Here is an 11920-nt window from a genome sequence, read left to right as displayed (position 1 = left end):
CCTCCCGCCCCGTCCGGCACACACGTCCCCACGGGCACGTCCCGGTCACCCGTGACACCCGGAACCACCGCCTCCGGCGCGGTGTCCCAGCCTGGAACCCAGGCCGCTCCTCCTCCGGCCGAGAGCGCCCCTGCCCCCACGCCCGCGAAGGCCGGCTCGGGTAAGCTGGCCGACGACAGGAACTAGGACCTCCATGCGTGCCCCGCTCACCCTCTTCGTGCTGCTCGCCGCCGCGCCCGTGCTCGCGCAGGACAAGTCCGCGAGCACCGCCCAGCAGACCTCGGCCACCACCGAGGCCGCCGCCGCGAAGAAGGCACCTCGCAAGGTCATCCGCCTGGACGCGCTCACCGTCGAGGGACGCATCCAGAAGCCCCAGGCCTTCTACATCCTCCCCCGCTCCAACCTGAGCTTCGACGAGCTCAACCGCACGGAGAGCTTCGTGCCCAAGGTCGAGAAGAGCGTCGAGCAGGAGCCCTTCTAGTCCATGGCAGCCCCTTCGCCAGCCAAGCTGCTCCGCGTCGGCCTCATCCAGAACGGCCAGATCGTCGAGGAGCACCACGTCCGTCGTGAGACCGTCACCATCGGCCACGACGCGCGCAACACCATCGTCCTGCCCGCCTCGGACGACAGGCCCGCGCGCTTCAGCGTCTTCGAGAACCAGGGCCAGCAGTTCCAGCTCGTCATCAACGAGTCCATGAAGGGCCGCGTCAACCTGGGCTCGTCCGACGTGGACTTCGATGCGCTGCGCTCCCAGGGGCTCGCCTCGCGCCGCGGAGACCTCTACGTCCTGCCCCTGCAGGAGACCGCCCGCGGCAAGGTGGAGCTGGGCGACGCCACCCTCTTCTTCCAGTTCGTCGCGCCCCCCGCCGAGGAGGAGCGTCCGCTGCTCCCCTCGGACGTGCGCGTCAGCCGCTGGAAGACGATGGACCGCGTCTTCTTCGGCATCCTCGCCATCTCGCTCCTGGTCCACTTCTCCGGCGCCGCCATCATCCTCTCCGCCGAGGCCCCCAAGGAGCAGGAGCTGGCGTTGGATCAGCTCGATGACCGCTTCGTGCGCGCCATCATCCCCCAGCGCCCCATCGAGCCGCCCAAGCCCACCGCGCCCGGCCCCGCCGAGGCCGCCAAGGAAGAGCCCAGGACGGCCGAGGCCGCCACCGACAAGCCCGCCGAAGCGAAGCCCGCCACCCGCGCCGCCGCCGAGCACCACGCGGAGATGGTGAAGAAGGTCTCCGACAAGGGCCTCTTGAAGATGCTCGGCTCGAAGGGCTCGGGCTCCGGCGCCTTCCAGGACGTGCTGGGCGGCGCCAGCGGCGGCAACGACATCGTCGCGGCCCTCCAGGGCGCCGGCGGCGTGGGCGTGGCCAACGAGGCCTCCGTGGGCAAGGGCAACGGCCCTCGCGGCGGCGGCACCGGCACCGTGACGGGCATCGGCGAGTTGGGCACCCAGGGCGGCGGCAAGGTCGACCTGGGCACCAAGAAGGAAGTCGACGTGAAGGGCCGCGTGCAGGACGCCGCCCCGGAGGTCGACAGCTCCGAGGTGGACCGCGACGCGCTCGCCCGCTACGTGCGCGCGCGCAAGGGCGCCATCCAGAGCTGCTACGAGAAGGAGCTCAAGCGAAACCCCAGCCTCAAGGGCAAGGTGGTGGTGCGCTTCTCCATCACCCCCTCGGGGCGCGTGGGCGACTTCGACATCGACGAGAACACGCTCGGCAGCGAGGCCGTGGCCAGCTGCATCCGGGCCGCCATCCGCGCCTGGGTGTTCCCCTTCAAGCCCGACTCGGACGCCACCGTTTCCTACCCCTTCGTCTTCTCGCCGACGGGGTAGGCTGGCGCGTCCGAGCCCGGGCTCCGAGGGGACCATGGAGAAGCTGGCCGTCATCGCCGCCTCACCGCTGTTCGAGATGCTCGCCCCCCAGGAGCTGTCCCGCCTCGCCGAGCTGGCGCGGACGCTCCACTACACGGCCGGCGAGGTCATCTTCGAGGAGGGGGACCTGGGCGACAGCCTCTTCCTCCTCATCCGGGGTCAGGTGGAGGTCGCCCGCAGGGGCCCGGACGGGTCGCTGCATCCGCTCGCGCGGCTGTCTCCCCCCGAGTTCTTCGGGGAGATGGGCCTCATCGACAAGGACCACCGCTCCGCCACCGTGCGCGCGCACACGGACGCCCACCTGCTCCAGCTCACCGCCCAGGACCTGCGCGTCTTCCGCCAGAGCCACCCCGACGGGTTCACCTTCGTCGTCGTCAACATCGCGCGAAGCCTGGCTGCCCGACTGCGGGACGCCAATGCCCGGCTCTCCGGTAACCACTGAATAACTGGGGGGTTGTTGGTTTGACACCCCCCTCCCCGCCTTCTACGCTTTGATCCAATGGCAAGGGCCGGGAGAGCCGTGAGGCGTATGCGCACTGTCGGAATGGTCGCCGTCGTCGTCGCCACAGGAGTGGCCGTCGCGCAGGGGCCGGTGCCGTCTCCCCGAGCCCCCGCCGCCACCGCCACGCTCGAGAAGGCCAGCGAGGTGCCGGACGCGCAGAAGCTGGAGCGCAGCACCCAGGCCCTCGGCGTCATGCGGGACGTGCTCCGCCAGGTCATCGGCAAGGTGGAGGAGGCGCGCCGCACCAAGGACGTGGTGAAGCTCAACTGCGCCAACGAGAAGCTGACCCAAATCAAGGGCCTGCTGCGCATCTCCGAGCAGGCCGACGTGTCGCTCCAGGAGTCGCTCACCCGGCGCGAGGTCTCCACCAGCGAGCACGAATTCACCAAGGTGATGATCGCCCGGCAGAAGGTCGGTCAGCTGCGCTCGGAGGCCGAGGAGTGTATCGGCCAGCTCGCCTTCCGCACCGACGAGAACCTCTTCATTGAGGTCGAGGAGCCGGAGAACCTGCCGGGTGGAGACCCCACCCGCCCGCCGCCTCCGGACGTCGTGCTCGTCCGTCCGCCACCAGCCAGCCCCGTCAATTAGCCCCCGTGTGCCCTCTGGCTCATCGGACGAGTCCCCGTCCTTTGTCGAACAATTCTTCGGCCCCTGAAAACGCGCGTGCTATGACGCCCCGAGTCGCGGGAAGCCAATCCAAGTCATGACGCTGCGAGGGACATTCTGGGGCACGGTCTGCGGGCTGGCGCTGACAGCGCACGCCGGCGTGGCCTCCGCCCAGGAAGCGCTCTCCGCGCCCGCCACGGGCGGCAATGGCATCAAGGTGGGCAACGGCCGGCTGCACCCGTACTTCGAGCTGGAGACGCGGGTGGACAGCGGCGTGGGCTACTTCGGCCGCACGCAAGGCGAGAACTTTCCCGGCGGCGTGTCCCCTGACTTGTCCGGTGAGGTGGCGCTGCGCTTCCGGCCGGGCTTCAAGCTGGACATCCCGTCGCAGAAGCTCGCGTTCAACCTGAACGCCAACCTGGACTACGTGCTCTTCACCGGCTTGATGACGCCGGGCTCGAAGGCGGCCTCTCACATGGAGGGCGCGGCGGACCTGTCGGCGCGCCTCAACCCGGAGGCTCCGCTGTCGTTGGAGCTGTCGGACCAGTTCGTGCGCTCGGACCGCACGCGCACGGCGGCCATCGCGGCCGGCATCCTGAGCCTCTACAACGAGGCGCGCGTGAAGATGCCGTGGAAGCCGGGCGGCGGCGCGGTGGAGGTGACGCCCAACGTCGCCTACGCGGTGGAGTTCTTCGAGCCGTTGGCCGCCCAGGCCCCGGTGGACTGCGGCGACGGCGTCTGCGACCCCGTGCGCGCGGACCGCTTCGACTACGGCAACCTGCACCTGGGGCTGGAGAGCCGCTGGCGCTTCCTGCCGAAGACGGCCTTCGTGCTCGACACGGGCGTGGACGTTCGCCGCTACTTCAACGACGGCGGTCCGGACGCCCAGGTGGCGCGCGCGATGGTGGGCGTGGCGGGCCTGGTCTCCCCCAAGGTCGCGGTGACGGCGAAGGCGGGCTGGGCGCAGACCTTCGGTGACGTGAGCGGCGGGACGGTGATTGCCCAGTTGGAGGGCACGTACCTGTACAGCCAGACGTTGACCTTCAAGGGCGGCTACCTGCGCATGCTGGAGCCGGTGGCGGCGTACGGCACGTTCCGGGACGACCGGGGCTACGCCGAGGCGCGGGCCCTGTGGGGCGGCAAGCTGACCGTGCGCGTGGCGGGCATGGTGGACTTCCTGAGCTTCGAGGGCAGCCGTGGGGACACGGTGGTGACGGTGGACGCGGGGCCCGAGTACCAGTTCCGTCCGTGGCTCACCGGCGCCTTCGGCTACACGCTGAGCAAGCGCTCCTCCAACGTGGAGGGCGGCGGCCTGAACTACACGCGGCACGAGGGGTATGCTCGCCTCGCCGTGACGTACTGAGCGCCCGAGCCACCGGGCACCCTCCCCTACCTGGGTCTCCTCCCGGATGAGAACGCTCCGCCTGTCCCTCGTCGTGCTGCTGTCCGGCGTGCTGTCCGCGTGCTTCGGCTCCGCGCAGCGCCCTCCTCCGCCCGTGCCCACGCCCGCCGCGGAGGCCGGTGAGGCCCGAACGGGAGGCGGCACGCTGGGGCCTGGTGACGTGGTGGAGGTGCGCGTGTTCCAGGAGCCCGAGCACTCGGGCACCTGGCGCCTGTCCCCCGAGGGCACCATCGACTATCCGCTGTGCGGCAAGGTGCCGCTGCGCGGGAAGACGCCCAGCACCGCGGCGGACGCGCTGCGCGAATGCCTGTCGCGCTACGTGCGCAGGCCGCAGGTGTCGGTGCTGATTCGCGAGTACAACTCGCAGAAGGTGTTCGTCTTCGGCGAGGTGCAGAAGCCCGGCACCTTCCCCGTGGATGGTGAGATGTCCATCGTCCAGGCGATTACCCTCGCGGGTGGCTTCACCAAGCTGGCGGCGAAGAACAACACGCTGGTGACGCGCGTGGTGGATGGGCAGGAGCGCAAGATTCGCGTGCCCGTCGAGGACATCGGCGTGGGGCGGGAGAAGAACTTCATGCTCCAGCCCGGCGACATCGTCTTCGTGCCGGAGAGCTTCTTCTAGGCGGGGCTCGCCCCACCGCGGCCTGTGCGGTCGGCCGCGTTCATGAGGCTCGTCGCGGAGCTCTCGCGGACATCCCCGGTCCAGGCGGGGCCCAAGCCATCGCGCGTCCTGTAGGGTCAGCCGCGTTCGCGGGCTTCGGCTCGGAGTTCCCGCGGACCTGCTCAGGTCGCTTCGCACCCGTCTCGTCGCGGTGTGCTCGCGCGGTGCAGACTGCGGAGTGCATGCGCCACCTCGTGCTCATCGGCTCCGAGTCGTTTCCCTTCGTGCGTGACGTGCTCCGCGCACAGGCCACTCGCGCGGACGTGCGTGTCGTCGAAGTGTCGCTGGAGGAATGGGGCGGCGCTGTCACGCCGTGGGTGGAGGTGGTCGGCGGACGCTTCCACGCGGGGCTCATCGGCCCGTGGGGTGAGCTGGAGCTGGGACCCGAGGATGTCCTCTGGTGCCTGTCCGAGGGCGCACTGCCGACAGCGGAGAGCGACTACCTGCGCTCGGAGCACGAGGCCCTGCGCGACGGCTTCCACACGTGCTGTCCCGCGCGGGTCATCAACCGACGCGGTCTGCTCTCACCGCTGTGGACGACGGCGATGTGGCGGGTGATTGCACAAAAGCTGCCGTTGCCCGACGCCACGAGTGTCCTCGCGCCGCCCCACTTCCACCTGGGCACACCGCCCGAGGACGGACAGCGCTGGACGCGCTGGCCCGAGGAGGTGGGGACGCGGCAGGGCGAAGTGTGGTGGACGGTGCCCGAGCCCGGCCCGCTGAGACAGGCCCTGGTGATGGGCTCGCACGTCACGCTCTGGCCGCTGGAGTTCGAGGAGTCGCCACCGGTGCTCCCTCCCGCGCTGGAGGCGGACCTCACACGACTGGCCGCGGACTGCGGCGCGGAGGTCCTCGAGGTCCTCCTGGTGACGTCGGGCACACCAGAGGCTCCGAGCTGGACGGCCCTCCAGTTGGGCACGTCGCCCGAGAGCCTGGAGCGCCTGCTGGCGCAGGAGGACGCGGTGGCCCTGGCGCAGGTGGAGCGCTTCTTCGCCGAGCGGCTCACGAGCACGGAGGTCGCGCGATGATCCTCGTCATGGGGCCCGTGGATGAGCTGCTCACGGCGTTCTTCTTGAAGCACCTCACCGACACCGGGCGCGAGTACCTCTTCGTGGACGAGCGTCACCTGGGCGTCGACGTGCGCATCGAGCTGGAGCTGCCGCAGGGACCTCCGGGCCTGGGCCGGCTGCGCGGCGGGGTGTGCTTCCCCACGTGGCGTGTCGGGCTGGAGCGCATCTCCGGCATCTACTCGCGGCTGGGAACCGGGAACCTCGAGCACGCCCCCACGCCCCAGGTCCGCGCCGAGCAGGCCCACGCCGCGGCGCTCCTGGACCTCTTCCCCGGGCCCGTGGCCAACCGCGCCACCGCGATGCTCTCCAATGGCAGCAAGCCGTGTCAGTACGCCGCCATCCTCGGCTCGGGCCTGCGCGTGCCGGACACCCTCGCCGGAGGCACCTGGGAGCGCTGGGAGCACTTCGCGCGAGGACTGGACGGAGACCCCGTCATCAAGTCCGTCAGCGACGAGCGCTCCCTGGTGAAGCAGGTGTCGTGGGAGGCCACCCGCGCCTCGGCCCGACCCGGCAAGCCGCTGGCGCCGCACCAGTTCCAACAGCGCATCCCCGGCAACAATGTCCGCGCCCACGTCATCGGCGCACACCACGTGCTGGCCTGCCGCGCGGTGACGCAGGCCCTGGACTACCGCCACCCCGACATGACGGGGCACGCGGTGAGCCTGGACGCGGTGGAGCTGCCCGAGCCCGTCGCCCAGGCCTGCCGCCAGCTGTCCCGCGCGCTCGGCCTGGACCTGGCCGGCATCGACCTCATCGAGCCTCCGGGTGGCTCCTCGCGGCCCGAGGACTGGGTCTGCCTGGAGGTGAATACCTGCCCGGGCTTCATGTGGTTCGAGCAGAACACCGGCCTGCCCATCTCCCGGCAACTTGCGGATTTCCTCGACGCTCCGTTAACCTGATGACGCTGTAATTTTCCTGGGTCATGGGAAACCCGGAAAGCAACGAGGGGGCATCACATGTCGAAGCTGTCGACCGAGGCAGGGCTGATTTCGTCGAGCGATCTTCCGAAGCTGGCCGAGGCGGGCCACGTCGCGGCGCCCACGGTGGGCCACAGCGCGGAGGAGCTGCGCCAGGCGGTGCGGGCGTCGCTCGCGGAGCAGTGGTCGCTGATGGGCGTGGTGGATTCGGCGAAGAAGGCGTCGGATTTGGGCAAGAAGGCGGCGGACGCGCTCACCGACAAGGGCAAGGACATCGAGGACAAGGCCACGAAGGCGGAGAAGGCCGCCCGCGATGAGGCCCACCGCAAGATGAACAGCGACAAGTCGAAGAAGCACGGCAAGGAAGTGGGGGCGCAGGGGGCCACCACGAGCGCCTTCGCGAAGGCGCTCACCGAGCTGCGGGACTGAGCCTCAGGGGCGGGGCGTCCAGCCCAGTTCGTCGATGAAGTGCCTGGCCTCGGAGAGCAGCTCCGGGGCCAGGGCGGGCGCGGAGGCGATGACGTCTCCGCGCATCACGCTGAAGGGAGCGCCCGTGACGTGGCGGATGACGCCTCCGGACTCCTCCACCAGCAGCGAGCCCGCGGCGATGTCCCAGGGCTTGAGCCCGAACTCGAAGAACCCGTCGAAGCGGCCCGCGGCCACGTAGGCCAGGTCCATGGCGGCGCTGCCCGTGCGGCGCATGCCCTGGGCGCGCAGCACGAAGCGGGTGAAGAGCCCCACGGGGCCCTCGGGATTCTCGCGCACGTCGTAGGGAAAGCCCGTGCACAACAGCGCGCGGTCCAGCCGGTCCACGGCGCTGGCGCGCAGGGGACGTCCGTTGAGCGTGGCGCCCTGCCCTCTCGCGGCGGAGAAGAGCTCGTCCAGCATCGGGTCGTACACGGCGCCCGCCACGACGCCGTCCTTCGACTCCACGGCGACGCTGACGCAGAAGTGCGGCACGCGGTGGGCGTAGTTGGTGGTGCCGTCGAGCGGGTCCACCAGCCACCTCAGTCCCTCCGAGCCCGCCGACGCGCCGCTCTCCTCCGCGAGGATGGCGTGCGTGGGGTGTCGCTCACGGATGAACGCGAGCAGCGCCTCCTCGGAGGCACGGTCCGCGTCCGTCACCAGGTCGATGCCGCCCTTGAGCTCGATGACGCGCTCGCCGAGGAAGCGGTCGGCGAGGATTCGGCCGGCGAGGCGCGCGCCCTCCTCCGCGGTGCGGCGCAGCTCGGCGGGGCTGTCGTCAGACATTCGGACTCCCACGGCTCACGGCGCGGGCTCGGCGAGCAGCGCCTCGAGCTCCGACTGGTACTTGGTGAGGAACTCCTCGTTGAAGCCCTCATGGACGTGGCGGACGACGCCGCGCCGGTCGATGAAGTACGTCGTGGGCATGCCGCGCACCTTGAGGGTGCGCTCGGCCACCTGGGCGTTCTCGTCGAGGAGGATGGGCAGGCCCACCTTCACCTCTTTCAGGAACGCGGGGATGGCGCGCGAGTCCTCGTCGATGTTGAGCGCGTAGACCTTGAGGCCCTTGTTCGCGTACTCGCGCTGGAGGTTCTCGTAGAAGGGCAGCGCGTCCTTGCAGGGCTCGCACCACGTGGCCCACACGTCGAGCAGCACCACGCTGCCCTTGTCGCTGGCCAGGTCATACGGCTCGCCGCCCGGGTAGCGCTTCACCTGGAAGACGAGCGGCGCGTTGCGGTCCTCCGCGCCCTTCGCGTCGACGCCCGAGGGCGCCGGCTGCGTGAGGGGCGGCATCGACGGAGCACGGGCACAGCCGGCGAGCGACAGGGCACCGAGGACGACGGGAAGGCACAGGCGCATGTCAGGCCCCCTCCCCGAAGCGGACCTTCAACGCCGCGAGCAGCTTCTCGATGAAGCCACCGAACGCGCCGTTGCTCATGACCAGGAGGATGTCTCCGGGCTGCGACTCGCGGGCGACCATTTCGACCATGGCCTGCACGTCGGTGGAGCCCTCGGCGGCGATGCCTTGCGCCTGCAGGTCGGCGACGAGCTTGCGCACGTCGAGCTCCTCACCCACGGGCACCTTGTCGTGGCGCTCGGGCACCTTGAGGCTCGCCCGGGCCGCGCCGGTGAAGGCGTGGGCGTAGTCCTCCTGGTGGATGTTGCGGCGGCTGGTGTTGGAGCGGGGCTCGAAGATGGCCCACAGCCGGCGCGTGGGGTAGCGGTGGTGGATGGCGGCGATGGTCTCGCGCACGGCCGTCGGGTGGTGCGCGAAGTCGTCCACCACCAGGACTCCACCGGGCTCGCCGCGAGGCTCCTGCCGGCGCTTCACGCCGCGGAACGTGGCCAGGCCGCTGGCGATTTCGTCGAAGGACAGGCCCAGCCCGCGCGCGGCGGCGATGACGCTGAGCGCGTTCTCCACGTTGTGCAGACCGCCCATGGGCAGCGTCACGGTGCCGAGCACGGCGCCGCGCTCGACGACCTCGAACCGCGCGCCCTCGGGGCCGAAGGTGACGCTCTTGGGGACGTAGTCCGCGTCCGCGCCCTCCTTGGCGATGTACGTGACGACGCGGCCCTTGCAGCCCTCACGCGAGAGCTTCACCGCGTTGGGGTACGCGGCGCAGACGACGAGCTGGCCGTCCTCGGGGATGAGGCGCACGAACTTCTCGAACGTGGCCTCGTAGTGGGGCAAGTCCCTGAAGATGTCCGCGTGGTCGAACTCCACGCTGGTGAGGATGGCGGTGCGCGGGCGGTAGTGGAGGAACTTGGAGCCCTTGTCCCAGTAGGCGGTGTCGTACTCGTCGCCCTCGACGACGAAGTGCGCGCCCTTCCCCACCCGGTAGTTGCCCGCGTAGTTCTGGGTGACGCCGCCCACGAGGAAGGACGGGTCCTTGCCCGCCTCGACGAGCACGTGGGCCATGAGGGACGACGTGGTGGTCTTCCCGTGGGTGCCGGCGACGACGATGGAGTGCGAGCGCTCGAGGAAGAGCGAGCCCAGGGCGGCGGGGAAGCTCATCTGCTTGAGGCCGCGCTCGCGGACGGCGGTGGCCTCGGGATTCACGCGGCGGATGACGTTGCCGATGATGACGAGGTCGGGGTTCGCCGCGTCCAGGTTCTCCGGACGGTAGGGCGAGGCGGCGGGGATGCCCCACGCCTTGAGCATGTCGCTCATGGGTGGGTAGACATTCTCGTCGCTGCCGGTGACTTCGTAGCCGGCGGCCTTGAGCATGCCGGCGAAGGAGCCCATGCCGGTGCCCGCCACGCCCACCAGGTGGACGCGGCGCACACTGCCGGGCTCGAGGGTGTCGAGGACGTTACCGTTGTCGTCAGCCATGCGTTCCCTGCGAGATGGCGGTGAGGCCGAGCGCCTCCACGACGAAGTCATGGAAGACGGGTCGGAAGTCGCGGATGCGCAGCTCCTGGCGGCCATTCGCCACGCGGTTGGTGACCAGCGCCACCACCAGCGAGCGGCGCAGGTCCACCCAGAGGCTCGTTCCAGTGAAGCCCAGGTGCCCGACGGCCCCCGGAGGTGTGTCGCCCACGAAGCGGCCCGCGCTGGAGCCCACTTGAGACGGCGAGTCGAAGCCCATCGAGCGCGTGCTGCCCGCCACCAGCGGGTCCGTGGCGAGCACGCGGTGCCACAAGGGCCCGGGAGCAATCACGGGGCTCGTCCCCGCGCAGCCCTCGAGCACCGCCTGGCCGAAGCGCGCCACGTCCACCGCGGTGCCAAACAGGCCCGCGTGTCCGGCGACGCCGTCCATCACCCAGGCGTTGTCGTCGTCGACTTCACCCAGGCGCGTGGGCGCGGAGGGCACGTCCTTCCACAGTGTCTCCTGTCCCGGCGCGGGCTCGCGGGGGCGCGTCGCGCCCGTGGGGGCCGGGATGGAGTCCGCGGGGAAGTCGGTGAGGCGGTGGAAGCGGGCCTGCAGGCCGAGGGGCTCGGCGACGTGGCGGGAGAAGAGCGTGTCGAGCGGGGCGTTGGCCGCGCGCGAGAGGATTTCGCCGAGGAGGATGAAGCCCACGTCGCTGTAGGCCGTGCGCGTGCGAGGCGGCGCGGCGAGCGGCGTGGCGGCGGCGGCCTGGAGGACCTCGTCACGCACCCGGGCGCGCGTGGCCGAGGGGCACGCGGCGTCGAGCAGCCCGGGGTGTTGGGTGAGGGCCTGGGCGAAGAACGGGACGAAGGGGGGCAGGCCGGAGCGGTGGTAGAGCAGGTCCGCGACGGTGGCGCCCGCGTCGCCCACGGGGGAGCCGGGGAAGAAGCGGGACACGAGGGTGTCGGGGCCCACCTTGCCTTCGGTCCACAGGCGCAGGAACAGGGCCGTGGTGCTGATGACCTTGGTGAGCGAGGCGAGGTCGAAGCGGGTGTCGCCCGAGGCCTTGCCGGCGACGCCGCCGAAGACCTGGATGCCGCGGTGGAGGACGACGGCCTGGGCGGCGGGGAAGACGCCGATGCCCACGGCCTCGTCGAGCAGCGTCTGGAGAACGGCGATGGGGTGCTGTTCGGGAGGGGCGCTCATGGGCGCACGGCTCCTTCGAGGAAGGTGAGGCGCGCGGCGTCCGCGTCCAGGTGGACCTGGGTGCCGAGAGCCACGGGGTAGTTGAGGGTGCCGTGGCCGATGGGGAAGCCCGCGGCGCAGGGCAGGCCCGCTTCCTGCGCGAGTCCCCGGAGGACGTCGGCGCTGGAGTACTCCGCGTTGCGCTCCTCGCAGGCGGTGAAGTCCCCGAGGACGATGCCGCGCACGCGGGAGAAGACGCCGGCGAGGCGCAGCTGGGTCCACATGCGGTCGAGGCGGTAGGGGCGCTCGGTGACGTCCTCGAGGAGGAGCACGGCGCCGTCGAGGGGCGGCAGGTACGGGGTGCCCAGGAGGCATGCGAGGACGGAGAGGTTGCCGCCGACGAGGTGGCCCTCGGCGGTGCCGGGGACGTAGGTGGCC

At 70.8% G+C, this 11920-nt stretch carries 14 protein-coding genes and 1 pseudogene; 10 read left to right on the top strand and 5 right to left on the bottom strand.

The window, feature by feature from the left end; genetic code table 11:
- The 10 genes and pseudogenes from FL311_RS45610 to FL311_RS35060 form a co-directional block, all read left to right on the top strand.
- Positions 1-186, top strand: a pseudogene (locus tag FL311_RS45610) (hypothetical protein); the annotation flags it as partial.
- 7 nt (positions 187-193) lie between these two features.
- Positions 194-481 (top strand): hypothetical protein, encoded by a 288-nt coding sequence (locus FL311_RS35100; RefSeq protein ID WP_141332050.1) that lies wholly within the window; start codon positions 194-196, stop codon positions 479-481.
- 3 nt (positions 482-484) lie between these two features.
- Entirely contained in the window at positions 485-1825 is a 1341-nt protein-coding gene (locus FL311_RS35095; RefSeq protein ID WP_141332049.1) for an AgmX/PglI C-terminal domain-containing protein, read from the top strand.
- Positions 1826-1859: 34 nt separating this feature from the next.
- Positions 1860-2306 carry a cyclic nucleotide-binding domain-containing protein gene (locus tag FL311_RS35090; RefSeq protein WP_141332048.1) on the top strand — a complete coding sequence of 149 codons (447 nt, stop codon included), beginning with the start codon at positions 1860-1862 and terminating at the stop codon, positions 2304-2306.
- A gap of 87 nt (positions 2307-2393) precedes the next feature.
- Positions 2394-2954 (top strand): hypothetical protein, encoded by a 561-nt coding sequence (locus FL311_RS35085; protein WP_141332047.1) that lies wholly within the window; start codon positions 2394-2396, stop codon positions 2952-2954.
- Between the two features lie 115 nt (positions 2955-3069).
- Positions 3070-4335 (top strand): hypothetical protein, encoded by a 1266-nt coding sequence (locus FL311_RS35080; protein WP_141332046.1) that lies wholly within the window; start codon positions 3070-3072, stop codon positions 4333-4335.
- Positions 4336-4381: 46 nt separating this feature from the next.
- A complete protein-coding gene (locus FL311_RS35075) occupies positions 4382-4996 on the top strand; it encodes a polysaccharide biosynthesis/export family protein (RefSeq protein ID WP_141332045.1) in 615 nt (204 codons plus the stop codon).
- A 221-nt stretch (positions 4997-5217) separates the two neighbouring features.
- Complete coding sequence (locus tag FL311_RS35070) at positions 5218-6063, top strand: hypothetical protein (RefSeq protein WP_141332044.1); 846 nt, start codon at positions 5218-5220, stop codon at positions 6061-6063.
- On the top strand, positions 6060-7004 hold the full coding sequence (locus FL311_RS35065) for a RimK family alpha-L-glutamate ligase (protein WP_141332043.1): 945 nt from the start codon (positions 6060-6062) through the stop codon (positions 7002-7004). The genes FL311_RS35070 and FL311_RS35065 overlap by 4 nt, the downstream gene beginning before the upstream one ends.
- A gap of 57 nt (positions 7005-7061) precedes the next feature.
- Positions 7062-7451 (top strand): hypothetical protein, encoded by a 390-nt coding sequence (locus tag FL311_RS35060; RefSeq protein ID WP_141332042.1) that lies wholly within the window; start codon positions 7062-7064, stop codon positions 7449-7451.
- Positions 7452-7454: 3 nt separating this feature from the next.
- Here the strand turns inward: FL311_RS35060 and FL311_RS35055 are convergent, their stop codons facing one another.
- The 5 genes from FL311_RS35055 to FL311_RS35035 form a co-directional block, all read right to left on the bottom strand.
- Positions 7455-8273: an inositol monophosphatase family protein gene (locus tag FL311_RS35055; protein WP_141332041.1), complete on the bottom strand. Its 819-nt coding sequence runs from the start codon at positions 8271-8273 to the stop codon at positions 7455-7457.
- 15 nt (positions 8274-8288) lie between these two features.
- The gene (locus FL311_RS35050; protein WP_141332040.1) at positions 8289-8846 is read right to left on the bottom strand and encodes a TlpA disulfide reductase family protein; all 558 of its coding nucleotides are present in this window, start codon (positions 8844-8846) and stop codon (positions 8289-8291) included.
- A 1-nt stretch (position 8847) separates the two neighbouring features.
- A complete protein-coding gene (mpl, locus tag FL311_RS35045; RefSeq protein ID WP_141332039.1) occupies positions 8848-10320 on the bottom strand; it encodes a UDP-N-acetylmuramate:L-alanyl-gamma-D-glutamyl-meso-diaminopimelate ligase in 1473 nt (490 codons plus the stop codon).
- The gene (locus FL311_RS35040; protein WP_141332038.1) at positions 10313-11503 is read right to left on the bottom strand and encodes a serine hydrolase; all 1191 of its coding nucleotides are present in this window, start codon (positions 11501-11503) and stop codon (positions 10313-10315) included. The genes mpl and FL311_RS35040 overlap by 8 nt, the downstream gene beginning before the upstream one ends.
- The coding region (locus FL311_RS35035; RefSeq protein ID WP_141332037.1) for an LD-carboxypeptidase at positions 11500-11920 on the bottom strand (421 nt) is incomplete at its 5' end. The genes FL311_RS35040 and FL311_RS35035, both read right to left, overlap by 4 nt.

The sequence above is a fragment of the Myxococcus sp. AB025B genome, from assembly GCF_006518215.1.
Classification (GTDB): Bacteria; Myxococcota; Myxococcia; order Myxococcales; family Myxococcaceae; genus Myxococcus; species Myxococcus fulvus.
This window is presented reverse-complemented; position numbering and strand designations above follow the sequence as displayed.